At 73.8% G+C, this 25,080-nt stretch carries 12 protein-coding genes and 1 pseudogene; 2 read left to right on the forward strand and 11 right to left on the reverse strand.

Annotation, left to right across the window (positions count from 1 at the left end):
* Positions 1–21: 21 nt before the first annotated feature.
* Positions 22–717 (reverse strand): CPBP family intramembrane glutamic endopeptidase, encoded by a 696-nt coding sequence (locus KGS77_RS01150; RefSeq protein ID WP_242578199.1) that lies wholly within the window; start codon positions 715–717, stop codon positions 22–24.
* Between the two features lie 312 nt (positions 718–1,029).
* A complete protein-coding gene (locus KGS77_RS01155) occupies positions 1,030–2,148 on the reverse strand; it encodes a questin oxidase family protein (RefSeq protein ID WP_242578201.1) in 1,119 nt (372 codons plus the stop codon).
* Between the two features lie 59 nt (positions 2,149–2,207).
* On the opposite strand from KGS77_RS01155, the gene KGS77_RS01160 reads away from it, so the two are divergent.
* A complete protein-coding gene (locus KGS77_RS01160; protein ID WP_242578203.1) occupies positions 2,208–2,732 on the forward strand; it encodes a MarR family transcriptional regulator in 525 nt (174 codons plus the stop codon).
* 258 nt (positions 2,733–2,990) lie between these two features.
* Here the strand turns inward: KGS77_RS01160 and KGS77_RS01165 are convergent, their stop codons facing one another.
* Entirely contained in the window at positions 2,991–3,425 is a 435-nt protein-coding gene (locus KGS77_RS01165; protein ID WP_242578213.1) for a hypothetical protein, read from the reverse strand.
* A 341-nt stretch (positions 3,426–3,766) separates the two neighbouring features.
* On the opposite strand from KGS77_RS01165, the gene KGS77_RS01170 reads away from it, so the two are divergent.
* Positions 3,767–4,576 carry an alpha/beta hydrolase gene (locus KGS77_RS01170; RefSeq protein ID WP_242578215.1) on the forward strand — a complete coding sequence of 270 codons (810 nt, stop codon included), beginning with the start codon at positions 3,767–3,769 and terminating at the stop codon, positions 4,574–4,576.
* 135 nt (positions 4,577–4,711) lie between these two features.
* On the opposite strand, the gene KGS77_RS01175 is transcribed toward KGS77_RS01170, so the two are convergent.
* The 8 genes and pseudogenes from KGS77_RS01175 to KGS77_RS01205 form a co-directional block, all read right to left on the reverse strand.
* On the reverse strand, positions 4,712–6,517 hold the full coding sequence (locus KGS77_RS01175; RefSeq protein ID WP_242578217.1) for a class I adenylate-forming enzyme family protein: 1,806 nt from the start codon (positions 6,515–6,517) through the stop codon (positions 4,712–4,714).
* The gene (locus tag KGS77_RS01180; RefSeq protein WP_242578219.1) at positions 6,514–8,784 is read right to left on the reverse strand and encodes a CoA transferase; all 2,271 of its coding nucleotides are present in this window, start codon (positions 8,782–8,784) and stop codon (positions 6,514–6,516) included. The genes KGS77_RS01175 and KGS77_RS01180 overlap by 4 nt, the downstream gene beginning before the upstream one ends.
* Positions 8,781–10,001 carry an NAD(P)/FAD-dependent oxidoreductase gene (locus KGS77_RS01185; RefSeq protein WP_242578221.1) on the reverse strand — a complete coding sequence of 407 codons (1,221 nt, stop codon included), beginning with the start codon at positions 9,999–10,001 and terminating at the stop codon, positions 8,781–8,783. Before KGS77_RS01185 ends, KGS77_RS01180 begins: the two co-directional genes overlap by 4 nt.
* Entirely contained in the window at positions 9,998–10,450 is a 453-nt protein-coding gene (locus tag KGS77_RS34825) for a phosphopantetheine-binding protein (protein WP_347404570.1), read from the reverse strand. Before KGS77_RS34825 ends, KGS77_RS01185 begins: the two co-directional genes overlap by 4 nt.
* Positions 10,430–10,957 (reverse strand): annotated as a pseudogene (locus KGS77_RS34830) (AMP-binding protein); the annotation flags it as partial. The gene KGS77_RS34825 and the pseudogene KGS77_RS34830, both read right to left, overlap by 21 nt.
* The gene (locus KGS77_RS01195) at positions 10,843–13,671 is read right to left on the reverse strand and encodes an AMP-binding protein (RefSeq protein ID WP_347404420.1); all 2,829 of its coding nucleotides are present in this window, start codon (positions 13,669–13,671) and stop codon (positions 10,843–10,845) included. The pseudogene KGS77_RS34830 and the gene KGS77_RS01195, both read right to left, overlap by 115 nt.
* Positions 13,650–18,035, reverse strand: coding sequence for an amino acid adenylation domain-containing protein (locus KGS77_RS01200; protein WP_242578223.1), 4,386 nt, complete (start codon positions 18,033–18,035; stop codon positions 13,650–13,652). Before KGS77_RS01200 ends, KGS77_RS01195 begins: the two co-directional genes overlap by 22 nt.
* Positions 18,035–25,009, reverse strand: coding sequence for an acyltransferase domain-containing protein (locus KGS77_RS01205; RefSeq protein ID WP_347404571.1), 6,975 nt, complete (start codon positions 25,007–25,009; stop codon positions 18,035–18,037). The genes KGS77_RS01200 and KGS77_RS01205 overlap by 1 nt, the downstream gene beginning before the upstream one ends.
* Between the last annotated feature and the right edge of the window lie 71 nt (positions 25,010–25,080).

The raw sequence follows: 25,080 nt of genomic DNA on the forward strand, positions 1-25,080 counted from the left end.
GCCGATTGTGTGGATTCGGCCCTAAGATCGGGTCTCGGTCCGGGTCCGTATTCCAGACCGGATGCGCCTCCCGTCCAGCGCCCGGTTCCGAGTCCGGTTCCAGGCCCTGGCCCGCGCCTCCCCCGCACCGGTCCATACGAGCGCGGCCACCAGGCACGCCGCTCCGAAGAGCGCCATGGGGGCCACCGCGCCGGACTCCTCGTCCATGAACAGCAGCAGGCCGAGGTTGATCAGGGCGTGGAAGCCGCCGGCCAGCGGCAGCCGGGACGGGCCGGTCCGGTCCAGGGCGAGCCCCAGCACGACCGACATGGCCACGGCCGCCAGCAGGAACGACCCCGCGTACCGCGGGTCCCGTGCGAAGACCTGCACGTGCCACACCCCCCACAGCGCGCCCACCACGACCGATGAGGCGATCGGGCCGAACCGGGTGCGCAGCAGCGGCTGGAGCAGGCACCGCCAGCCGATCTCCTCGCCGCAGGCGCCGATGAACTGCGCCACCACGATCAGCGCGAACGGGTGGTCCAGCGCGCCGGGGCGGGTGAACCGGGCGTCGCCGCAGACGATGCCGTACGCGGCCACGCACGCGGCGATGATCAGCGGTGCCGTGGCGAGCAGCAGCGGACCACGGGCGCCTTTGTGGACACCGCTACGGGCCCCGCCGCCCGCCGGGCCGGTGAACAGGGCCCGGGTCCTGGCCCGCCACAGCAGCGCGACCACCGCCACTCCGAGTGCCGGTCCGAACTGGGTGAGCTGGAGGACCTCGCCGGGGATGCCGGTCGCCGGCTGTACGGCTCCCAGGGCCCCCGCCCCACGAACGCGACCGCGAGGAAGACACCCGCCATGGTCGCCACCCCGCCGGCCCGGGGGCCGCCGCTCTTGTCGTGGATCGGTATACCGGCTGTGCGCATGTCACCTGGTCCTCGTCGGTTCGAAAAGATGCGTCACCGACGATGCCGTGCCGGGCCTCACAATCCACTGCACCTGACAACCCGACAGGTGGTGCACTTATGTACACCCTGCTCCGGGGGTTCACAGGAGGCCGGCGCCTCCACCGGAGTTCAGGCGGGGGATGCGGCGCATCGCGGCGGCAGCCGCCGCCGGGAAGCGCGGGTCGGGGCGCAGGGCGTACTCGCGCAGGCACGCCTCGGTGAACTTGATGACGTGCTCGTCACCGTGCTCGGCCGCGCGGGCGCCCAGCTCGTCCAGGGGCGGGACGTCGGCCACCTCCGCGCGCCAGGCGGTGGTGCCCTCGTCGCGCCGGTCGGTGGTGAAGGCCAGCAGGAAGGCGGTGTGCACCTGCCAGAGTGCGGCCAGGGTCGGTTCGTGCAGGTGCGCCGGGAGGTGCGGCAGGACGATGCGGGCGGCGGCGGGCGCGGTGACGCCGTGGATGAGCGGGACCGGGAAGATCTCGGGGTGGCCGAGGTACACGTCGGCGAACTGCGTCGTCATCTCGCTCAGCAGCCGTGGCGCCTGGTCGGCGGCGAGGGTCTCCAGGGCCGGCCCGTAACCCGGTATCCGCTCCAGGGTCTCCAGGCGGTGCCGGGCCATTTCGGGGCCTTTCGGGCCGTTGTGCGGCATCCGGGGCAGCGCGGCGATCGCCTCCGCGAGCTGCCGTGAGCCGGTCAGCCGGGCCTGTCCCGGCAGTTGTACGTAGCGGGCGGCCCAGTAGGCCAGGCCGCGCGCCAGCTCGTCGAGCTGGAGCGGGGTGGGCCGGCCGGCCGCGCCGTACAGGCCGCGTACGGCGTGGGCGGTACGGATGAGGCCGTGGGTCAGGCCGGCGAACAGCCCCGGCAGCAGCCGTGGCCACCAGCGCACGAGCACCTCGCGCCAGGGGGCGTCGGCCAGTTCGCGGGCGAAGAGCCGTTCCCAGTCGCCGGCCCGGTCGAAGGCGCCCAGCGCGGGCCGCCAGGAGGCTTCGTCGGCCGGGTCGATGGCGAAGCGGGCGGCGGGCGGTTCGTGGTGGGACATGGCGCGCCGGTACCGCTCCACCCAGCGGGACACCTCGTCCTCCTGCCCCAGCAGGGCCAGCGCCTCGGCCCCCATGGGGCCGTGATTGGCGAGGTCGACCCCCACCCCGCGTTCGTAGCCCAGGTCACGCATGCGCTCCAGCGCGTCGTTCACGGCGTCGTGGTAGCTGATCGACGGCATGGACTGCCACCTTTCGAAGAAACCAACAGTTTGGTTATCCAAACCATTAGAATCACAGTATGCCTGACACGAGCCGGCCCGGGAAGGGCGAACGGGAGCTTGCGGAGGAACCCGCGCGGGTGCCCCGGGTGCCCACCCCCGAGGACATCGAGATCGTCGGACTCATCCCGCTGCTGGCCCCGTTCTTCCGCAGGTCGCTGGTCCAGGACATCACTCCGGAACCGCTGCGCGGGACGATGGAGTCGCACGGGATGACCGCGCGCCACGGGGCGGTCCTGGCGCAACTGCTGGCCGGGCAGCCGCTGACCGTGACGGAACTGGCCCGCCGGATGCAGGTCTCGGTGCCGACCGCCAGCGAGCTGGTCGGCGCCCTGAGCCGGGCCGGGATCGTACGCCGCGAGGAGGACCCCGCCAACCGGCGCCGCATCCTGGTCACCCTCGCCGAGGAGTACCGCCCGGCGTTCGAGCGCTTCGTCACCGCGCGGTCGGAGACCCTGCTGCGCGCCCTGGACGGCCTGTCCGCACGCGACCGCGCGGGCTTCCTGGCCGGCCTGACGGCATGGGTCACCGAACTTCAGCGCTGACGGGCCGTCAGCGGGTCTTTTCCCAGACAGTGGGAGCGGCGCCAGCCGGCCGGTCTCGGCGAGGGCCCCGGTCGGCGTACGGGCGTACCAAAGCCCTCAGTTCGTCGCTCCCGATCTCTTCGGTGTACCGGGAGCGGAGCCGGGCCCGCGGTCAGGCGCCCGGGCGGGGGCCGACCGCGGCCCGCCGCCCGGGCGCCTGGAGTCTCCGCGAGCCGTCGGCGCCTCGGCAGCGGCATCAGAGAACCGTCGGGCGCCGCCCTACGCCACCCTGGCGCACTTGTCCTTACCGTCGTTCGGATTCCAGTCGCAGACCTCGATGATCAGGTTCCACACGTTTTTCGGCTTCTTGGTCTGGGTGCTGTTCTGGGCGAGCTTCTCCCAGGTGTGCCATTTCTCCAGCCCGCCCTCGTACTTCCAGTACGCGATGTTCACCCGGGCGGCGTTGTGCCGGGGATCGCCCGGGCACAGGTCCTTGGCCGTGATGGTGAGGACGGCGTCATAGAGTTTGTTGCCGTTGGGCGTGACCTTGTCGGTGTCGTAGTAGTTGTAGGTGCCGCTCGCCTCCGAGCATCCGGACCTCGACTTCCCGTACACGCCGCCGAGGGCGGTCGCGCCGGCCTGGCTGCTCAGCGTCATGAGAGCGGTCGCGGTGACAGCCGCGGTGACAATGCCGCGACGTAAGCCGTGCTGCATGAGATGTCCCTTCTCCGGGTGTGCGCTGTGTGCAACCGGGAGCCTGGCAAGCCGGGTCCGGGGCGTCTACGCAGAAGCCTGTCCGGGACATGTCCCGGACAGGCTTTGAGGTGTCCTGGCAGGTCAGGACCGCATGACTCAACTGTCCCGGACAGGTGCCGCCTTTCGCTGCTTCGGGTGCGCAGGGATCGGCCCTTTTGTGGGCACGTGGGGGATTCCGGGCCGTCGATGAAGCGTGGCGTTGCCCAACCTCCGCTGCGTGGACGGAACTTGTCGGTACAGTGCTCAGGACGTATCGGTGGTGTCCGTTCACGACTGCTTCGCAGCGATGGAGGTCGTCCATGAGTACGCGCGTGCCGGTGCCCGGCGGGGAGCTGGCCTACACGGTGGAAGGGGCCGGTCAGCCCGGCGTGCTGTGTCATCAGTACCGGTCGGTGAGTACGAACGGCTCACTGGCCCGGGCCCTGACGCCGCATCTGCGGCTGCACGCGGTCGCGCCGCGCGGGATGGGCGGTTCCGGGCCGGTACGCGACGAACGCGATCTGACCATGGAAGGGTTCGCCGGGGACCTGTCGGCGATGCGGGAGGGGCTCGGGCTGCCGCCGTGGGTGGCGGTCGGCTCCTCGACCGGCGGCATGGTGGCGCTGCTGCACGCGCTGCGCGATCCGGCGGCGGTCCGCGGACTCGTCCTGGTCAGCACCGCCGCCAGCCGGCGTTTCACGGAAGGGAGTCTGGCCGACCCCGGGCACCCGCGGGCGGGGGAGGCCGCGGAGGCGATGAAGCTGGCGGCGCAGGACCCGGCGCTGTCGGCCCGGCGGTTGTTCCAGCTCTCGGTGGCCGACCCGGAGCGCAACCCGGCCCCGCCGGCCGAGGACGAGGCGGCCAACTCCCAGGAGCGGCTGGCATCCTTCATGCGTGAGCTGCCCGCCTTCGACCTCGAACCGGAGCTCGGTGCGATCAAGGCGCCGACGCTGGTGATCGTCGGCCGGCACGACCCGCAGTGCCCGCCCGCGAACAGCGAACGGCTGGCGGAGGCGATCCCCTCGGCCCAACTGCACATCTTCCCCGAGAGCGGTCACTACCCGCACATCGAGGAGCCCGAGCGGTTCCGGGCCGTGGTCGAGGAGTGGTTCGCCGAGGCGTTCTCGTAGGAGGGCATGTACGCGGGCTCGTGGGTCGGCATGTTCGCGGGCACGTTCGCGGCACGTGGATGGTCTCGTGGGGGTCGGGCGGGCGGTTGCGTGGGTGATCTCGTAGGCGGTCGTGTGGGGCGCCCGGCCCTGGTGTCAGGTGGTGTCAGGGCCGGGGGCGGTGGACGGTGCCGGCGGGGCGGGTCGGTCCGGCGCGCCGGCCACTTGGCGGCGCAGCGCACGGCGGTCCACTTTGCCCGCCGCGCTGAACGGCAGGTCCGCGACGACCGCCAGCCGTTCGGGCAGCTTGCCCTTCTCCACGGCGTGTTCGCCGACCAGCCAGGTGTTCAGCTCGTCCAGGGTGGGCGGGGCGACCGCGGTGGCCGGGACCACACAGGCACACAGCCGCTCCCCCATCAGCGGGTCGTCCACGCCGACGCACACGGCCTGGCGCACCCCCGGATGGCCGGTGAGCAGCAGCTCGATCTCGACCGGGCTGAGGTTTCGGCCGCCGCGGATGACGACTTCGTCGCGGCGCCCGGCGATGTGCAGACGGCCGTCCGCATCGAAGAGTCCCAGGTCGCCGGTGCGGACCCAGCCGCCGTCCACCCGGTAGCGGCGGTCGCGGTCCGGCGCGCCGACGTACCCCAGTGGTGACATCGGCCCCAGGCCCCACACCTCGCCCATGGCTCCGGCGGGCGCGTCGCGGCCCGTCGTCCCGTCGACCACGCGGATCGCGATGATGTCAGGATCGGGACGGCCGACGCAGGTGTGCGCCAGTCCGGCCGGATCGTCCAGGCGCGTCATGCAGTTGACCCCGTCCGCCGCGCCGTAGCAGTTGACGACGGGGCAGCCGAACCGCGTACGGCAGCGTTCGCGCGTACGGCTGTCCAGGCGGGCCCCGCCGCTGACCACCGCGCGCAGCTCCGAGGTGTCGGCTCCGGCCAGCTCGGCACTGTCCAGGAGCAGTTGGAACATGGTGGGCACGCCGAACAGATGGGTCGGGCGGTGCCGGGCCACCATCCGCGCGACCCGGTCCGCGTCGAACCTGGCCGTGGTGATCACCGTTCCCCCGTGCCGGGCGAGCGTCACCGGTGCCGCCAGGGTGCCGAACGAGGTCGCCAGGGGGATGAGGAAGAAGCCGCGCAGCGGACCCGGCGCGCCCTGCGGACGGCCGCCGAGAAGGTGGGCCAGCGGGCCCGCACGGCCGCCGGCCAGCGCCTCGTGGGAGTAGGCCACCAGTTTGGGCGTGCTCTCCGAACCGGAGGAGACGACGATACGGGCCGGGGCCCACGGGTCCGGGGCGGCGGCCGGGCGGTCCGCAGGCGGTTTCCCGTGCAGCAGCGTGTCCAGGTCGAGGCAGCCGGGGACGGCCGGGCCGCTGGTGACGATCGTCCGTACCCCGGCCGTGCCGGTCTCGGCCCCGCCCGTCTCAGTCGTAGGCTTCTCGGTCGCATGTACCTCCGCTGTTCCTGCCTCCGCTGTGCCAGTCCCGGCCGAGCCTGCCGCCGCCGTACGCGACTCCCCGCGCCGGTTCGTCAGATCCCGCAGGCCGGCCGCCGCGGAGGACGGACAGACCACCGCGGCGGCGGCCGACGCACCCAGCACCGCCGCGGTGTCGTGCCGGTCCCGTCCGACGGGGAAGGGCAGCACCACCGCGCCCAGCGCCGCCGCCGCGAGCTCCACGGCCACCGCCCGCCACCCGGAGGGCAGTTGGGCGAACAGCACTTCGCCCGGCCGGAGTCCGGCGCGGCTCAGCCCGGCGGCCAGGGCCAGCGACCTACGGCGCAGCGTGGCGTAGTCGACCGTGGTCTCGTCATCGATCACCGCGGGCCGTTCCGGGTGCTCGGCCGCGCGCCGGTCGAACAGCGCGAAGAGGTCGGCGTCCGGGCAGTACCCGGCCGCGCGCCACCAGGCCCGCAGCTCGGGGGCGACCTGGTCGTGGATCTCCGGTCGGGTCATCGGCCGAACCTCCACGGCGCGTTGAGGAAGGCGGCGCCACGCCGGTGGAAGAGCGGCTTCAGGCGCGGGTCGGCCTCCAGGGCGGCCAGGTCCGAGCAGACCTCGACGGCGGGCAGTCCGGCGGCACGCAGCCGCGGCACCCAGTCGGCGGCGGAACGTTCCGCGAGGCGCCGGGCCACCGCCTGCTCCAGGCTCTCGCGCCTTCCGGCGCTCTCGGTGCCGGGGGTGCCGGGGGTACTGGGGGCGGGACCGGGGACACCGGCCGTCGCGTACGGGATGTCCAGGGCGGCGCACATCTGCTGGATACCGGTGCCGCCCGGGACGGCGAGCCAGCCGTCCGCGGTGGCCAGGGGCTTGTCCGCCGGCCCCCAGCGCGGGCGTCCCGCTGCGGAAGAACCGTTTCCGCGCCCGGTGCCCTCCTGGACGGTGCCCTCCTGGCCGGCCCCCTCCTGGACGGTGCTGCGCCGGGCTCCCTCTCGTACTGCCCGTGCCTCCCCCACCTCTTGTTCCTCCTGTTCCTCCTCCACGGAAGATGCCAGAGCTTCCAGGGCGGGGGCCTGGAGCACGGCGGCGGCCGACAGCAGGCTGGAGCCGACGCGCCGTCCGCGACCGCCGTCCCGCTCCCGGGCGATCAGCCCGGCGAGTACGCCTTCCGCGGCGACCAGCCCGCCGAGCGCATCGAGCAGCGTGATCAGCGAGACGGCGGGCTCCTCGTCGTACGGGTGCAGCAACTCCCCGAGGCCCGCGTACGCCTGGACGACGAAGTCGGTGCCGGGCGGGGCGTCTGCGCCGCCCAGCGCGCCGGCCCATCCGGAGGCGTGGGCGTAGACCAGCGACGGGTTGACGGCAGCCAGATCGGCGGCCTCCAGGCGCAGTTCGGCGGCCTTGCCGGGCGCCCAGTTGTGCAGGAACACATCGGCGTCCGCAGCCAGTTCCAGTGCCGTCGCCCGGCCCGCGGGACTCCCCAGGTCGGCCTGGACAACCTGCTTGTCACGGTTGAGGGCGAGAAAGCCGGCCGAGCAGTCGCCGGCCATCGGCGCCATCCCGCGCAGCAGGTCACCACCCGGCGGCTCGACGCGTACGACGCGTGCGCCCAGCATGCGCAGCACGTTCCCGGCCAGCGGCGCCTGGATACGGCGGCCCGCCTCCACCACCAGCAGCCCGGTCAGCGGCAGTTCGCTTCCGGAGGGAGCCGCCACGGACCGCGTTGCGCCCCGGAAGCTCCCGGGGGCTTGTGGTGTCCCGTTCGTGGCCGGCGGCTCGATGCGCCAGGGCGGGCCGATCACGTCGCCGTCTTCCAGGCCCAGTTCGCGGACCCGCTCGGTGAGCGGGCGCAAGCGGCACAGGGCGGCGCCGGACCGCCGGGCCGCCACGTCGATCCGGTCGAAGGCGATGGCACGGGTCGCCTCGTGGAGCGCCGGCGGCAGCGGTGCCGTCGCGTCGGCGTAGCGCCGTACGTACGGCCACCAGCCCCGCCCCGCGACCGTGGTGGGTACGTCGAGCAGGGCCCAGAACCGTGCCCATGGCTCGGGGGTCAGACACTCGACCTCGAACCGGACACCGTCGGCGGAGAGGAAAGGCGGGGGCACGCCCGCCTCCGGGGAGGCCACCGGGGCCGCCGAGCCGCCCGGCATCGTCGGGGCCGTGGTCGTCGTCGCAGTCGTCGGCGCCGTCGTCGCAGTCCTCGCAGTCGTCGGCGCCATGGCGGCCGTCGGGAGGGCGGGCTCGTCGTCCTCGGCGGTGGCCATCGCCACGTAGTGAGCGACGGTGAGCAGGGCGGCTTCCAGGACGGAGGTCTCCACCGTGTCGGTGCGCAGCCCCCGCAGCCGGCCGAGCAGCGCGGCCAGCACGCCCTGTGCCGCGACGACGCCCGCGGCGGTGGCGGCGTAGTCCACGCCGAGCCGGCGGGGGCCTGTGCCCTCCCGGCGGCCGTGCAGATGCATCAGCCCGGTCACCGCCTGGACGGTGACCTCGTCGACGGGTCCGTCGGTCATCGGCCCGGCCCAGTTCAGGTGCAGTGTGACCGATCCGGCCGGCCCCGTCACACGCAGCGGGCCCGCCGTATGGGCGCCGTCATCGGCCGACGCTCCCAGGTCCCGCAGGTGCCGCAGACACAGGGTCCGTGCCGCGTCGTGTCCCGGCGCGGAACTCCCGGGCGGGGCCCCGGCCGGCGGGATGACCGGCGCGCCGTACACGGTGTGCCCCGCCAACACCGAGGACGTCGGGTCCGGGGCGTGTACGGGTCCCAGCGGTGAGCGCGCTGTCATACCGTCCCTCCTCGTACGGCATCACCGGAGCCGGTCGGCTTGCCCGGCCCGGCCGGCCCGGATGTCCTGGCTGTCCCGGATATCCCGCCCGGCCCGGATGCCGCGATCGGCCCGGATGGCGCGGCCGACGCGGCTTGGTGTCCGGCCGCGAGATGCCGGGCGATCAGGGCCGCGTCCCGGCCCACCCCGGCGAGCAGCGCCGAGGCACGGTGGGTCTGCCACGGCTGCCCGAGGAAGTACAGGCCGGGCACCGGACCGACGCCTCGCCGGTGTACGGGCGCTCCGCGCTCGTCCAGCACCGGCACCGTGAGCCACGGCAGCCGGTGCCGGTAGCCGGTGGCCCATACGACGGCGTCCGGCTCCAGGACCGTACCGTCGGCCAGGGTGATCCGCCGGCCCTTCGCGCCGGTCACCCGCGGCACGAGCCGCAGAGCGCCTGCCTTGGCCATGGCCCGCAGATTGGTGCCGAAGAGGGTTTCCCGGCCGCTCAGCCTGCGGCCCAGCCGGGTGTCCGCGTCGGTACGCAGCAGGCCGAGGCGGTCGAACCACCAGAAGGCGTCGCGTCCCAGCAGCCGTTGGGGGAGGTAGGGCAGCATGGGGCCCGCCACGCTCACCCGCCGCCCCCGGACCGCCAGTTCCGCGGCGATCTGCGCCCCGGAGTTGCCGGCGCCGACGACCAGCACCTCCGTGCCCGGCAGCGCCGCGGGATTGCGGTAGTGGGCGCTGTGCACGGACACCACCTCGGGGTCCAGGTCCTCGGCCGCCGCCGGCCGCCAGGGCTCCTGGAAGGGCCCGGTGGCGATGACGACCTGCCGGGCACGCCATACGCCGCCGCCCCCGGTGACCGCCGTGAAGCAGCCGTCGGCCCGGGTCAGTCCGGTCACCGGACTGTGCGGCGTGACCGGCAGGCCGAAGGCGTCGGCGTAACGGACGAGGTAGTCGGCCACCTCGTCCTTGCCGGGGTGGTGGTCCGGGTCACCGGGGAAGGCCATGCCGGGCAGGCCGCAGTAGCGCGCCGGGGTGAACAGGCGCAGCGAGTCCCACCGGGCCCGCCAGGAGTCGCCCGGCGCGGCGGCGTCCACAATGGCGAACCGGTGCTTTCGCCGGGCCAGGACGTGGCCCATGGCCAGCCCGGCCTGTCCCGCTCCGATGACCAGCACATCGAGTACGGGCGGCAGCGGTTCGGGCAGTAGCGGTTCGGGCGTTCTTCCGGTCACGGGGCCTCTCCCTTCACCTGGTCTTCTGCCGGCCGGTCCGCTTCCGGCCGGTCCGTCCCGGCCCTCAACCGCTCCGTCTCCGACCTGTCCGCCTGCGACCGCTCGGACTTTGGCCGCCGCTGTTCGCGTACCGCCGCCGCCAGCTCGGCCACCGTCGCCCCGCGCAGCAGCAGAGAGACCGGCAGCCGGCACCCCAGTTCCCGTTCGACGCGCAGCATCAGCCGCATCGCGAGCAGCGAACGCCCGCCCAGGGCGAAGAAGTCCTCGTGCACCCCGACGCCGCCGACGTCCACGCCCAGGGCCTGCGCCCACAGCTCGGCGAGGCGGACCTCGGTCTCGTCACGCGGGGCCTGGTACGCCTTCTTCCGTACGGCCGCCGGTGCGCGGACGGCGGCGGCGAGCGCCTTGCGGTCGACCTTCCCGTTGCCGGTGAGCGGCAGTTCGTCCACGACCGTGCAGGTGGCGGGCACCATGTAGGCGGGCAGCCGCGCGGCGAGACGGCCGCGGAGCCGCTCGGGGTCCGCAGTTCCGGTGACGTACGCGGACAGGGTGCGGTCCTCGCGTCCGCCACCGGCGACGACGGCGGCCGTCCGTACCCCGGGGTCGGCGAGCAGGACGCTCTCGATCTCCTCCAGTTCGATCCGGTAGCCGTTGACCTTGACCTGGCCGTCCTCCCGTCCCAGGAACTCGATGTACCCCTCGGGCCGGAAGCGCCCCAGGTCGCCCGTACGGTAGAGCCGCTCGCCGGTGCCGGGACGGGAGACGAACGCGGCGGAGGTCAGCTCCGGCGCGTTCCAGTACTCGCGTGCCAGTCCGGTACCGGCGATGTGGATCTGGCCGGTCACCCAGTCCGGGCACGGCCGGCCGGCCTCGTCCAGCACGTACATCCGCTGGTTGGCCAGCGGACGGCCGTACGGGATCGACCGCCACCCCGGGTCCACCTCGCCGATCTCGTGGTGGATCGACCAGATGCTGCCTTCGGTGGCGCCCCCAGCCCCACCACCGTCGCACCCGGGGTGATGCGCCGCAGCCGTTCGGGAAGCGTGAGGGGGATCCAGTCGCCGGACAGGAGGACGAGCCGCAGGCTGTCCGGGACGAGGCCACGGCGGCCGGCCGCGTACTCCACGAGCAGTTCCAGCAGCGCCGGTACGGAGTTCCACACGCTCACCTTGGTCCGTGCCATCTCCTCCGACCAACTGGCCGGGTCACGGCGGGCGCCCTCGGCCGGCAGCACCAGCGCGGCGCCGGCGGCCAGCGCGCCGAAGACGTCCCACACCGACAGGTCGAAGCTCAGCGCCGAGATGCCGAAGACGCGGTCCTCGGGGCCCAGGCCGTAGCGACGGTTGATGTCCAGGACGGTGTTGACGGCGGCGCGGTGGTCGACGGCCACGCCCTTGGGGTGTCCGGTCGAACCCGAGGTGTAGATCACGTAGGCGAGGTCGTCCGGGCCGGCGGCGTCGGCGGGGACACCGACCGCCTCCCGTACGTCCGGATCTTCCCCGTCACCGTCGAGGCTGTCGACCGGCAGGACGTACGGCCCGCCCGGCGTCTCCACCGGGTCGGCGAGCCACGACTGGGTCAGTACGTGCCGTGCGCCGGCCGAGGACAGTACGGCGTCCCGGCGGGCCTGCGGCCAGGAGGCGTCCACGGGTACGTACGCCGCCGCGCACTTCAGCACCCCCAGTACGGCGACGACCTGCTCCCAGCCCTTCTCCATCACCACCCCGACCAGATCACCCCGGCCACACCCCGCAGCGGCCAGCCGGCCGGCCACCCCATCGGACAACCGGTCCACCTCGCCATAGGACAACTCACGGTCCTCACAGATGACCGCCACCGCATCCGGATGCCGGCGCACCCGCTCGGCGAACAGACCGTGCAGCGGCAGTCGGGACCGCTCCCCCAGGTCCACGGCGGTGTCGTTGTAGGCGGCCCGCGCCGCCGACTGCCCGTCCGGCAGCGGTGGCAGGGCGGCGTCCTCCCAGCCGGCCGGTTCCGTCAGCGCCGCCAGTACGGCGAGGTATGCCTCGAACATCGCCCCGGGAACCCCGTCGGGGAACAGCTCCTCCACCACGTCCCAGTTCAGCACCAGGTCCCCGTTGTCCTCGAACACCTGGTGGTCGATCCACACCTGCGGGGTCTGCATGCGGCTGCTGACGATCCGGCGACGCCAGCCGCCTCCGGAGGCTGGCGCCGCCCCGCCTTCACCACCTTCACCGTCCTTGGTGTCCTCGGCGTCCTCGGCGACGTGCAAGGCACTGGCGAAGGTGACCGGCATGGCCGCCCGGGTCCGGCTGCCCCGGGCGGCGTTGCGCCCGGCGAGCACCTCGATGCCACTGACGATCCCGTGTTCCAGGTCGGCCCACACCCGGCGCTGGAGGTCCCCGGCCAGCGCGGCGAAGTCCCGCCCGGCGCTCGCGTCCACCTCGACCAGCAAGGTGGAACTGCAGTTGCCGACCAGGGCGTCGACGTCCGGGTGCAGCGGGCGGCGCTGGGACTGCAGGACGTTCAGTGTGAAGTGCGGGCTCTTGCTCCACCGGGCGATCACCCGCGCGTAGCACGTCAGCAGGGTGATGGCGGGGGTCACCCCCCGCGCGCCCGCGAGGTGCTTGACGCGCTCCCAGTCCCGGGCGGCGATACGGTGCTGGCGCCGGACGAAGCGGGGACGGTCCACCTCGGCCGGGCTCTTGGCCAGCGGCAGTTCGGGCGCCGGGGGCAGTTCGGGGGCGCGGCGGCGCCAGTGGTCGAGTGCCCGGTCGTACTCGTCGGTGCCGCGCAGCGCCGCCATCGCGCCGCAGTAGTCGCGGAAGGTCAGCGGTGGCGGGGGCAGGAGGAGGTCCGGGTCCCGGTAGCAGCGTTCCAGGTCGGCGAGGAGCAGCGCGGTGCTCGGGGCGTCGCAGATGAGCAGGCTCACGGTGAGGAAGACGTGGTGGCTGCGCTCCGTACGCAGGATGCGGATCCCGAACAGGGGCCAGGTGTCGGTCGTGGGGCCTTCGTCGGCCAGTGTCCGCCGTACCCGCTCCAGTTCGGCGTCGGCCGCCCCGGCCGGCATCCCGCGCAGGTCCTCGACGCGGGTGCGCAGCGGCGGTACGTCCTTCAGCACCCGCTGGGTGCCGTCCGGCAGTACGGTCGCGCGGAGCATCGGGTGGCGCCGGACCACCCGGTCCCAGGCGCTGTCGAAGCGGGCCGGGTCCAGGTCGGGCCGGTCGAATTCGAGCAGGATGTGGGCGCGGATGCCGCCGAGTTCGAACAGCGAGGTCTCGCCGGCCCAGTACGCCTGCTGGATGTCGGTGAGCGGGAACGGCTCATGGGCCGCCGCGGGGTCCGGGACGGCCCGTACCGTGTCGCTCAGGGAGGTCTCGCGGTGCCTCAGTACGCGCAGGAGGTACGGCTTGAGTGCGGCGACCCGGCCCCGTAAGGGGGCGGTGAAGGCGCCACGGGGCGCGCGGTAGCGCAGCCTCCCCTCGTCCGCCCACAGCTCCACGCCGCGCCGCTCCAGTGCGGCGAGCAGCGCCGCGGCCTCGTTGTCGTCGGTGGGGACGGCGGCGGTGGGGGTGCCGGTTCCGGCCGGGGCCGTCCCACCGGTGGTCTCGTCGATCGTCTCGTCGGTCGTCTCGTCGGTGGTCCCGTCGATGGTCGTCCTGGTGGTCACAGTTCGCCCTCTTCCCATCCCTCGTCCCCGTCCGCCCCGGCGCGCTCCGCGTCCGCGGCCCCTTCCACGACCGGGCCGCCGAGCAGCGCGTACAGCACGTGCGCGGAGGCCGGAAGGTCGAACAGCGGGCGCAGCGGCCCGGGGTCGAGCGCACCGACCGGGCACAGGCCCAGGCCGTGGGCCGGGGCCACGGTCATCAGGAGCTGGCCCATGTGCCCGGCTTCGAGCGTGGCGAAGCGCAGACCGTCCTCGCCGTAGACGGGCTCGATCGCGCCCGGCTCGGCGACCAGGAACAGCGAGAACGCGCTGTCGTCCGCGATGGCCCGGTTGACCGGCCAGTGCGCCGCGGCCGGTGGCGCGGCGCCGGCCGACAGGGTGACCAGGCGGTGGGCGTCGGGGTCGTAGTAGTAGGCACCGGCGGGCACGTCCTGGACGCGGCCGGCGGCGATGTGGACGTACGTCTGCGTCGGGAACACCGCGCCCGCCGAGGGGTACAGCGCCCGTACGTGGTCCTCGTCGGTGACGCGCTGGCGCAGGGCGCCCAGCAGGGCGGCGAGGTCCGCCGACGCCACCGTACGCTGCTCGAACTCCCGCCGGGTGCGGCGCAGTTCGGGAGCGACGGCACGGACCGGGGCATCGGGCAGCCGGACGACGGCGGCCGGCTCCGGATGCGGCAGCCGGCGCAGCCCGGGCCGGCCGCGCTTGAAGCGCTCGCGCTCCTCGGGGTCCGCGATCACCGTGTGCCGTGGCGCGGCAGCGGCGGACCGGTCGCCGGCACCCCGGTCCGCACTGCGGACCCCGCCTGTTTCCTCGCCGCCCGTGTCCTGGCCCTGGAAGTGCGCCGCGATGGCGCGGGGAGTCGTCAGCCGCAGGAATTCCGCCAGCACCGGGCGCGTGCCGAAGTCCTGCTCCAGTACGTTCGCCAGCCGCACCAGGTCCAGGGAACTGGCCCCCAGCCGCAGCAGGTCGGCGTCCGCGTCCACGGCGGGCAGCCGCAGCACCTGGCACACCGCGGCCAGGACCCGGCCCAGCGTGCCTGCGCCGGACGGGCGGGAGCCGGACGTGGACACGGCGGGCGGTGGTGCGCCGGGCCGTGCGCCAGGGACCGCGGTAAACGCCCGTACCCGGGAGGCGAGTTCAGCGCGGTCGACCTTCCCGTTGGCGGTGACGGGCAGCGCGTCCAGCACCGCCAGACTCGCCGGGACCATGTACGCGGGGAGACGTTCGGCGAGGTGTTCCCTGAGCCGTCCGGCCTCCGCCGTGCCGGTGACGCAGCCGATGAGCCGGCGTCCGGAACCCTCCCGCGACACCACGACGGCCGCGGACGTGACCTGCGGGTGTTCGAGCGCGACGGCCTCGATCTCCCCGAGTTCGATCCGATGGCCGTTGATCTTGACCTGGTTGTCCTGGCGCCCCAGGAACTCGATGTACCCGTCCGGGTGGAAGCGCCCCAGGTCACCGGTCCGGTACAGGCGCTCGCCGGTACGGGGGTGGGTGAAGAACGCGGCGGCCGTCTGCTCCGGCGCCTCCCAGTAGCCGCGCGCCAGCCCGGCCCCGCCGATGCAGATGTCTCCGGTCACCCAGTCCGGGCAGTCCCGCAGCCCGTCGTTGAGTACGTACATCCGCTGGTTGGCCAGCGGGCGTCCGTACGGGATGGAGCGCCACGCCGGGTCGACGCGGTCGATCTCGTGGTGGATCGACCAGATGCTCGCCTCGGTCGCGCCGCCGAGTCCGATGACGCGTACGCCGGGCCGCAGCGCGCGGATCCGGTCGGGCAGGGTGACCGGGATCCAGTCGCCGGAGAGCAGCACCAGGCGCAGGCCCTCGGGGACCAGTGCGGGCCGCCCCGCCGCGTACTCCGTGAACAGCTCCATCAGAGCCGGGGCGGAGTTCCACACGCTCACCCCGGTCCGTACCATCTCCTGCGACCAGGCGGCCGGGTCGCGGCGGGCGCCCTCGCCCGGCAGCACCAGCGCGGCACCGGCGGCCAGCGCGCCGAAGACGTCCCACACCGACAGGTCGAAGCTCAGCGCCGAGACGCCGAAGATCCGGTCCTCGGGGCCCAGGCCGTAACGGCGGTTGATGTCCAGGACGGTGTTGACGGCGGCGCGGTGGTCGATCGCCACGCCCTTCGGCCGCCCGGACGACCCGGACGTGAAGATGACGTACGCCAGGTCCTCTCCGGTACATCGCCCGTCCGTACATCGGTTGTCCGTACATCGCTCGTCCGCCTCCGCATCCGCCGCGGCCACCGTGAAGACCCGCACCTCCGTACCGGCATCTGCCTGCCGGTCTTCGAAGGAGCCGTCTTCGAGCCAGGGCTGCGTCAGTACGTAGCGCACCCGGGCTCCGGTGAGCACGTCCTTTCGGCGGGCCTGCGGCCAGGAGGCGTCCACCGGCACGTACGCCGCCGCGCACTTCAGCACCCCCAGTACGGCGACAACTTGCTCCCAGCCCTTCTCCATCACCACCCCGACCAGATCACCCCGGCCACACCCCGCAGCGGCCAGCCGGCCGGCCACCCCATCGGACAACCGGTCCACCTCGCCATAGGACAACTCAGGGTCCTCACAGATGACCGCCACCGCATCCGGATGCCGGCGCACCCGCTCGGCGAACAGACCGTGCAGTGTCTGCGGTGTTCCCTGCGGCAGGGGCGCGCCGGTGCGGTTGTAGTCCTCGCGCGCCGCCCGCTGCCCGGGCGGCAGCAGCGCGGTGGCGTCGGTGCGCCAGCCCTCCTGCCCCGCCAGGGACTCCAGCAGCCGTACGTACGCATCGAACATCGCCTCGGGTACGCCGGGCAGGAACAGCCCGTCCACCACGTCCCAGTGGAGCACCAGGTCCCCGTGGTCCTCGAACACCTGGTGGTCGATCCACACCTGGGGCGTCTGCGAGATGCCGTGGACCTGCTCGCCGAGCCAGGCGAACGGCTCCATGCCGTGGCCGCGGTGGTTGACCAGGCTGGTCAGCACCACGGGCGCGGTCGCCGTACGGCCCTGCTGCCGGGAGATCTCCCGCAGCACCTCGACGCCGTTGACCGCCGCGTACTCCAGTTGTCCGTGCAACTGGTCCTGGAGGCGCCGGGCGCGCTCGGCGAAGTCGCCCTCCGCGCCGTGGTCGACGTCCAGCAGGAGGAAGGAGGTGAAGTCCCCCACGACGTCCCCGACCTGCGGGTGCAGCGGCAGCCGGTTGAACAGGGTGAGGCTGAGCAGGAAGCGGGAGGTCTTGCTCCACTCCCCGATGACCAGGCTGTACGCGCCGAGCAGGACCGCCGAGTGGGTCAGGCCGTGCGCCGTGGCCAGGTCCTTCACCCGCTGCCAGGTGCCCGCGTCGATCCGCCCGGCGTGGCGGGCGAAGCGGGTGCTCTCCAGCGCCTCGGGGGCGCACCGCAGCGGCAGTTCGGGCGCGGCGGGCAGTTGGGCCGCCCGCCGTCGCCAGTACGCGTACGCCGTACGGTACTCCTCGCCGTCCCGCAGAGCGCGCTCGGCCAGGACGTAATCGCGGAAGGTCAGCTCCAGGGGCGGCAGCTCCAGGTGCGGGTCGCGGTAGAAGCGCTCGCACTCGCCGATCGCGACCTGCCAGCTCCAGCCGTCCACGGGCAGTACATCACCGCTGAGGTGCACCCGGCGGCGGCCGGAGGGCAGCAGACTGATCCGGATGTCGAACAGCGGCCAGGTGTCGGCGGGCAGCACCTGGTGCGACAGCTCGTCGCGTACGGCGGCGAGCCGGGCCTCGGCCCGCGCCGCGTCCAGCCCCGTGAGGTCCTGGACCGCGACGCGGTAGTCGGGCAGGCCGGTGTCGGGGAGCACCCGCTGCCGCCCGTCGGGCAGGACGACCGCCCGGAGCATCGGGTGCCGGCGGATCACCTTCCGCCACGCCGCTTCGAAGCGCCCGGGGTCGAGGTCGTCGCTCTCGAACTCCATGTAGAGGTGGGTCGAGACGCCGCCCATGGCGTAGGCGCCGGTACGGCCCAGCCAGTACGCCTGCTGGATCTCGGTCAGCTCGAACGGCTCGTGGGCGGCCGAGGGGTCGGGCGTGATCCACGGCACGGGCGGCGCCGACGGCTCGGTCGGCATGGGCGGCTCGGTCGGCTCGGTCGGCATGGGCGGCTCGGTCGGCATGGGCGGGTGCCGGTCGCCGAGTACGGCGATCAGCTCGTCGCGGTGGGCGCTCAGCTCCGCCCGGAGGCCGTCGGTGAGGGTGCCTTCGGGTGCGGAGCAGCGCAGCCGGCCGTCCTCGACGCTGAACTCGATGCCCAGGCGGGTGGCCCGGGCGAGCAGGTCCTCCGCTTCCCGGGACGGGGGCCGGGCCGGGTCCGGGGCCGGATCCGGGGCCGGGCTCAGGGTGGGGGTCGGGGCCGTTGGTCCGGTCGATTGCGACATCACAGTTCCACCACCTCGCGGCGGGTGTCCGAGGAGTCGGAGGGGTTGGAGGAGTCGGAAGGGTTGGAGGGGTTGGGAGAGCGGGAGGAGCTGGGGGAATCCTCGGGTGCCGCCCGCCGGTCCAGCTCGGCGCGGACCTCGGCGGCGACATCGGCCACGGTGTGCCGGCCGAGGAGTTTGACCACCGGCAGCACGACGTTCAGGTCGCGCCGGATCCGGGTACGGATCTCCGTGGCCATCAGCGAGTCCAGGCCGAGCCTGTTCAGCGGTTTCTCGGGCGTGATCCGCTCGATGCGCGCTCCGAGCACCCGCGCGATCTGCCGCGTCAGATACTCCTCGACGGACTGCTCGCTCCCCAGATCGTCCGTAGCGCCGGACGCAGTCGTCCCGGACGCAGTGGCCCCGGACGTGGAGGCCCCAGGCGTGCGGGCCTCTGACATCGAGGTCTCCGGCGTACGGGCCTGCGGTGCGGGGGGCTCCGAGACGGGAGGTTCCGCTGCCGGAGCCCCGTCCGTGGAGATGAGTTCGCGCAGCAGCGGCGCGCCCGCCGCCCGCGGATAGGTCTCACGCCAGACCCGCCAGTCCGTGGGCAGCACCGCCACCCCGTCCGCGTCCTCGGCCATCAGACGCTCCAGGATCTCGATGCCGTCCGCCGGTTCGAAGGCGGTCATGCCGCGCGGCGTCAGGGAGCGCCCTTGCTCCTGCGCGGCCCTGGCGACCATGCCGAGCGATCCCCAGAAGCCCCAGTTGACCGACAGCGCGGGCAGGTTGTGGCGGCGCCGGTGCCGGGCCAGTGCGTCCAGGAAGGCGTTGCCCGCCGCGTAACCGCCCAGCAGCGGGGAGCCGAGCACCGCCGATCCCGAGGAGAAGAGCACGAAGAAGTCCAGCGGTGTGCCCTCCAGCGCCCGGTGCAGGCTCCAGCCGCCCGTCACTTTGGCGTGCGCCGCCTCGTCCAGGCCGGGCCGGTCGTACTCGGCCAGCGCCTGGTACCGCAGGGCACCGGCGGCGTGCACGACGCCCCGCACCGGCGGGAGTCCCGCGCTCTCGCGCCGCGCCAGCAGCGCCCGTAGCGCCGCCTCGTCGGCCACGTCCATCGACTCGTACGCGACCTGGCAGCCGGCCGCGCGCAGCTCCGCGAGCAGCGTGTGCCGGGGGTCGTCCGCGCCTGCGGAGCGCTCAGAGGGCTCCGGCAGCACCGAGCGTCCGGTGAGCAGCAGGTGCCGGGCGCCGCGCCGTACCAGCCAACGGGCCAGCACACTGCCCAGCCCTCCGAGCCCGCCGGTGACCAGGTAGGTCGCGTCGGCCCGGATCCGCGGCCCGGCGGCGGCAGCCGGGGTGTCCCTACCCGTGCCCACGTCCGTACCCGTACCTGTGCCTACGTTCGTACCTGTTTCCGTACCCGTGCGCGTCAAGTCCACGACCACCTTGCCGAGGTGCCGGGAGCGGGCCATGAGCCGGAACGCCTCGGCGAGTTCCCCGGCGGGGTGTTCGCTGTACGGAAGGGGCCGCAGCACGCCCTGGCCGATCAGGCCGAAGACCTCGCGCAGGATGCGGCCCACCCGCTCCGGCCGGTGGCGGATCATGTCGATGACGTCAACGGCACCGAACGTCACATTGCGTTCGAAGACGCCGAGGCCGATGTGCCGGTCCTCCAGGATGTCCTTCTTGGTCAGCTCGACATACCGCCCGTACGGGGCGAGCAAGTCGAGGTTGGCCCGTACGGCGTCCCCGGAGAGGGTGTTGAGGACGACGTCGACGCCATGGCCGCCGGTCGCCGCGCGGAAGGTGTCCGCGTAGTCGAGGGAGCGGGAGTCGGCGACGTCCCGTATCCCCAGCGCCTGGAGCACCGACCGCTTGTGCGGGCTCCCGGCCGTGGCCAGGACCCGGGCCCCGCGCCACTGCGCGATCTGGACGGCGGCCAGTCCCACGCCTCCGGTGGCGGAGTGGATCAGTACCCGGTCGCCCACGTCGACGCGCGCCAGTTCGACCAGTGAGTGATAGGCCGTCAGGAACGCGGCGGGTACGGTCACGGCCTCCGCCGCCGTCAGCCGCGCGGGCCGGCGGACGGCGAGGCAGGCTCGGGTACGGACGTACGAGCCGAGGGCCGGATGGCCCAGGGCGACGACCTCCTCGCCCACGGTGAGATCTGTGACGTCGGGCCCGGTCCGGCTGACGGTGCCCGCGCACTCCCAGCCCAGGGTGGGGCTGTCGTGGCCCTGCCCCGGGTAGGCGCCCAGGGCCGTGAGCACATCGCGGTAGTTGAGCGCCGCGTGGGTGACCCGGATCTCGATCTCGCCGGGTCCGGGCGGTCGGCGGGTGGCCGGCGCCAGCGTCAGGTCGTCCGGTGTGCCCGGTACGGCGAGGTGTGCGCGCCAGGCCGCGGGGCCGCCGGCCGTCCGGCCCGGCGCCGGCGGCCGGGGTACGAGCCGGGCCGCGTACCGGTCCGGGCCGCGCAGCGCGAGCTGGTCCTCGTCGAGGTACGCGGCGGGAGCCGTAACGGGAGCCGCCCCGGGGACGCAGGCCGCGGCCAGCAGCTCGTCGGCGAGGGCCGCGGCGGCGGCTTCGGGGTCCCCGGCCGGGTCCAGGTCGACCAGGGTCGTACGTAGCGCGGGCTGCTCCTGGGCCAGGGCGCGGCCCATCCCCCACAGCGGTGCCTGGAAGAGGCCGGGTTCCGCCCGCTCCCCGCCGTCCCGGCCTTCCGGGGCGGGAACGCCCTGGGCTCCCCTGGTCACCAGCCACAGCCGCGGGGTGTCCGGCGTCCCGGCCTCCAGCAGTTCCTGTACGAGGGCCAGCGCGGGGCCGCAGATGTCGCCGCCCGACGGGGGCGGAGCCGACGCGGCGGGTACGCCCAGGTCCAGCGCCCGCAGGTCCACCACGCCGGTGACCGTACGGCCTTCGGCCTGCGCACCGTCTCCGTCGCCGCCTTCGCGAACGGCCACCTCGTGTCCGGCCGCGCGCAACCGCCGTACGAGTGCGGCGCCGACCCCGGTCGAGTCCGGCAGCACCCACCAGCGTGCGGTTCCGGCTCCCGCGGCGGGTGGCCGTGCCGGCTGTGGACGGGACACGGGGCGCCAGCGCAGCTCGTAGAGCCAGCCGTCCTTGCCGCGGCGCCGGTCCCCGCCGTCACTCTCACCCGTGCGGCCGTCCTGGTACGTGCGGCCTTCGTCGTACGAGCGGCTGTCTCCGTACGCGTCACCGTCACCGTGCCCGAGGGACCCGGACCGTGGCTCCTCCCCCGCCGCCCTCGGCAGATGGCGCAGCCGCAGTGCGCGCACTTCGGCCAGGAGGTGCCGGCCCGTCGGGTCGAAGACGTCGATGTCGCCGGTGAACTCCTGGCCCGGCAGGTGGGAGGTGAGGCGGACATGGGCCCACATCCGCTCCGTGGGCGGGCGGTGGACCCGTACGACGCCGAGGTCACCCAGCACGAAGGCGTCGTCGGCGTCGCCCGGCGTCCACTTCACCGTCGCCGCGAGGGTCTGGCAGACGGCGTCCAGCAGCGCGGGGTGGAAGACGTGCGCGCCGAGCGTGGCGGCGATGCCGGGCGGGCAGGTGAGCCGCGCGACCGTCTCGCGCGTGCCGCGCCACAGCTCGGTGATGCCGCGGAAGGCGCCCTGCCACTGGTTGCCGAGGCCGGCGTGGTGCCGGTAGAAGTCCTCGCCGGTGACGTGGTCCGGGCAGCGTTCGCGTGCCCGGTCCGGCGGTTCGGGGGCAAAAGCGGCGTCGGCGCGGTCGTCCGAGGGAGCCGGTTCGGGGCCGCCCCGGCGCAGTGCGCCGGTGACATGGGTCTGCCAGGGTTCGTCGTCGGCCGCCCGGCCGGCCACCTCGAAGCGGTGGCCGCCCGCCGCGTCCGGCTCCACGGTGACCCGCAGTTCCGTGCTCTGTCCCGGCATCAGGAACAGTGCCGTGTGGAAGGCGACGTCGCGGACCGCGGGCGGCTCGCCCAGCACCTCGCGCCCCGCCGCCAGGGCGAGTTCGACCGAGGCCGTCCCCGGGACGATCACCGTGCCCTGCACCTGGTGGTCGTCGAGGTAGGCGTTGCGCCGCCGGTCCAGTTCGCCCTGCCATACCCGGCGCTCCCCTGAGGAGGGCAGTTCGCGGCCCAGCAGCGGGTGGCCGGTCCCCGCCGGGGAAGCAGGCGAGGAGGACGACGGCCCTGGCGCGGCGGCCAAGTCCTCGGCCGCCGGCACGGCGGGTACGGGTGCCGGGGCGTGCCAGTAGCGGTCGTGCTGCCACGGGTAGCCGGGCAGCCGTACGTACCGCGCCCGGCCGCCGCACAGCGCCTCCCACCGCACCGGGCAGCCCAGGGTGTGCAGCAGCCCCGCGTGGGTGAGCAGGCTCCGCCGCTCGGGCTCCTCGCGCCGCAGGGACCCGGTGACGTACCCGGGACCGTCGTACGCGTCGAGGTTCTCCCGGATCGCGGTCTGCAGGATCGGATGCGGGCTGATCTCCAGGAACACCGTCGGACCCACCGCCGCCTGAGCGCTGACCGCGGAGGCGAAACGCACCGGGTTGCGCAGGTTGTCGGCCCAGTAGGCGGCGTCCATGGCACTGCCGTCGATCACCTGGTCGAGGACCGTGGAGTGGACGGGTGTCCGGCCCGCCCGTGGCCGCAGCCCGCCGAGCGCCTCCACCAGCTCCTCGCGCAGCTCGTCCATCTGCGGGCTGTGCGAGGCGAAGTCCACGTTGACGCGGCGGGCGAAGACCTCCCGGCGCTCCAGCTCGGCGAGGATCTCGTCGATGGCTCGCGGGGTGCCCGAGAGCACCGTGGAGCCGGGGCTGTTGCTCACCGCGACCGACGCGCTGCCCCGGTGGGCCGCCACCGTCCGCTCGGCGTCGGCGACGGACAGCTCGACCCAGGCCATCGCCCCCTTGCCGGCCAGCCGCTTGGCGAGTTTGCTGCGCCGGCAGATGACGGCTCCGGCCTCGGCCGTGGTCAGCGCCCCGGCGACGCAGGCCGCGGCGGCCTCGCCCATGCTGTGCCCGAGCACCGCGTCCGGCTCCACGCCCCACGAGCGCCACAGCGCGGCCAGTGCCACTTCCATGGCCCACAGCGTCGGCTGGATGACGTCCAGTTCGGCGAAGCGCTCGGGCGCTCCCGTACGCAGCAGTTCGGTCACCGACCAGCCGCTCTCCTCGGCGATCACCGCGTCACACTCCTTGAGTGCGGCGCGGAAGGCCGGTTCGGTCTCCAGGAGTTCCCGGCCCATGCCGATCCACTGGGAGCCCTGGCCGGGGAAGACGAACACCACGCGGGGGCGTTCGGCGGGTGCGTAGTCGATCGCCGAGACGCCGCGGGGCTCGGCACCCGCGAGGTGTTCGCGCAGCGTCGCGGCGGCTTCTTCGTGCGTACGGGCCACCAGGGCCAGCCGGCTCTCGTGGTGCTGGCGCCGGGTGCCGAGGCTGTGGGCGATGTCCCGCAGGGACGCGGCGGCACCGGAGGCGGGGGCGCCGCGGAAGAAGTCCGCGTACCGCTCGGCCAGGGCGTGCAGCGCTTCGGGCGTACGGGCGGACAGCACCAGCAACTGGGCCTCGTCGGAGGCAGGATCAGCCGACCCCGGATCCGGCTGCGGCTCCGGCTGTGATTCCGCTCCCGGCTCCGGCTCTGCCTGCGATTCCGGCTCCGGCTCCGGCTCCGGCGGCGCGGAGAGCACCAGGTGCGCGTTGGTCCCCGAAATGCCGAAGTTGCTCACTCCGGCGAGTGCGGGGCGCCCGCGGTCCGGGAGCGGCGTCAGCTCGCGCGGCAGCTCGAGCGGCAGCTCGTCCCACGGCACGGTGGGGGCCGGATCGCGCAGATGCACGTTCGGCGGCACCACGCCCTTCTCCAGGCAGAGCACCGTCTTGATCAGCCCGGCCAGGCCCGAAGCCGCTTCCGCGTGCCCGATGTTGGTCTTCACCGAGCCGACCAGACATCGGTGCCCGGCAGCACGCCCCTGGCCCAGGACCGCGCCGAGTGCGGAGAGTTCGACCGGGTCCCCGGCGCGGGTGCCGGTGCCGTGCGCTTCGACGTAATCGACCTGCGCCGGGTCCACCCCGGCATCGGCGTAGGCCGCGGTGAGCACCTGCCGCTGTCCCTCGACGGCGGGCGTCATCAGGTACCCGCTGGCGCGGCCGTCGTTGTTGACCGCGCCGCCCAGCAGCACCGCCCGTACGGCGTCCCCGTCGGCCAGCGCCGCGGCCAGCGGTTTGAGCACCACCACGCCGACGCCGTCGCTGCGTACGAATCCGTCGGCGCGCCGGTCACCGAACTTGCACCGGCCGTCCGGCGCCAGCATGCCGGCGCGCGCGTAGGTCATGGTCTCGTACGGCAGCAGCACCAGGTTGACCCCGCAGGCCAGGGCGAGTTCGCTCTCGCCCGCGCGCAGGCTCTGCGCGGCGCGGTGCACGGCGACCAAGGACGAGGAGCACGCGGTGTCCACGGTGAAGCTGGGGCCGCGCAGGTCGAAGGCGAAGGACAGCCGGCCGGACGTCGCCGCCCGGGACGCGGCGCCGGCGGTGGCGTAGATGTCCAGGCTCTCCGGCTGCCGGCACTGAAGGTGCCAGTAGTCGCCGCCGAGCTGGCCCACGTAGACGCCGGTCCGGCTGCCGGCCAGTTTGCCGGACGGCAGTCCCGCGTCCTCCAGTGCCTCATGGGCGACCTCCAGCAGCAGGCGCTGCTGGGGGTCCATCCGCTCGGCCTCCTTCGGGGCGATGCCGAAGAATTCCGCGTCGAACTTCTCGATCCCGGGCAGGAATCCGCCCCACCCTCCGGCGACCGGCTCCGGACCGCCGCCGGTGCTGCTGCCGTTGCCGGTGCTGCTGCCGTTGCCGGCGGAGGAGTCGTCGGAACCGGCGGCGCCGTACGGTCCGCCGGCCTCCACCCGGTCCCGGGAAAGGCGCGATATGGCGTCGCCACCACCGCACAGCATTTCCCAGAAGGACTCGATGTCCGGTGCTCCGGGAAACCGAGCCGCCATGCCCACGACGGCTATGGGCACCGGAGGGCCTGGTGCGACGAATTGCCGGGTGTTGTCCGTGCCTGTCTGTTCCCCGTACGCGGACAAGTGAA

This window comes from Streptomyces sp. MST-110588, assembly GCF_022695595.1.
Lineage (GTDB): Bacteria > Actinomycetota > Actinomycetes > Streptomycetales > Streptomycetaceae > Streptomyces.

Excerpts from the sequence above, each read along its gene's own strand:
- KGS77_RS01155 (WP_242578201.1), bottom strand. The coding sequence starts at position 2,148 with ATGCCGTCGATCAGCTACCACGACGCCGTGAACGACGCGCTGGAGCGC.
- KGS77_RS01160 (WP_242578203.1), top strand. The coding sequence starts at position 2,208 with ATGCCTGACACGAGCCGGCCCGGGAAGGGCGAACGGGAGCTTGCGGAG.
- KGS77_RS01165 (WP_242578213.1), bottom strand. The coding sequence starts at position 3,425 with ATGCAGCACGGCTTACGTCGCGGCATTGTCACCGCGGCTGTCACCGCG.
- KGS77_RS01170 (WP_242578215.1), top strand. The coding sequence starts at position 3,767 with ATGAGTACGCGCGTGCCGGTGCCCGGCGGGGAGCTGGCCTACACGGTG.
- KGS77_RS01175 (WP_242578217.1), bottom strand. The coding sequence starts at position 6,517 with ATGACCCGACCGGAGATCCACGACCAGGTCGCCCCCGAGCTGCGGGCC.
- KGS77_RS01180 (WP_242578219.1), bottom strand. The coding sequence starts at position 8,784 with ATGACAGCGCGCTCACCGCTGGGACCCGTACACGCCCCGGACCCGACG.
- KGS77_RS01195 (WP_347404420.1), bottom strand. The coding sequence starts at position 13,671 with ATGGGAAGAGGGCGAACTGTGACCACCAGGACGACCATCGACGGGACC.
- KGS77_RS01200 (WP_242578223.1), bottom strand. The coding sequence starts at position 18,035 with ATGTCGCAATCGACCGGACCAACGGCCCCGACCCCCACCCTGAGCCCG.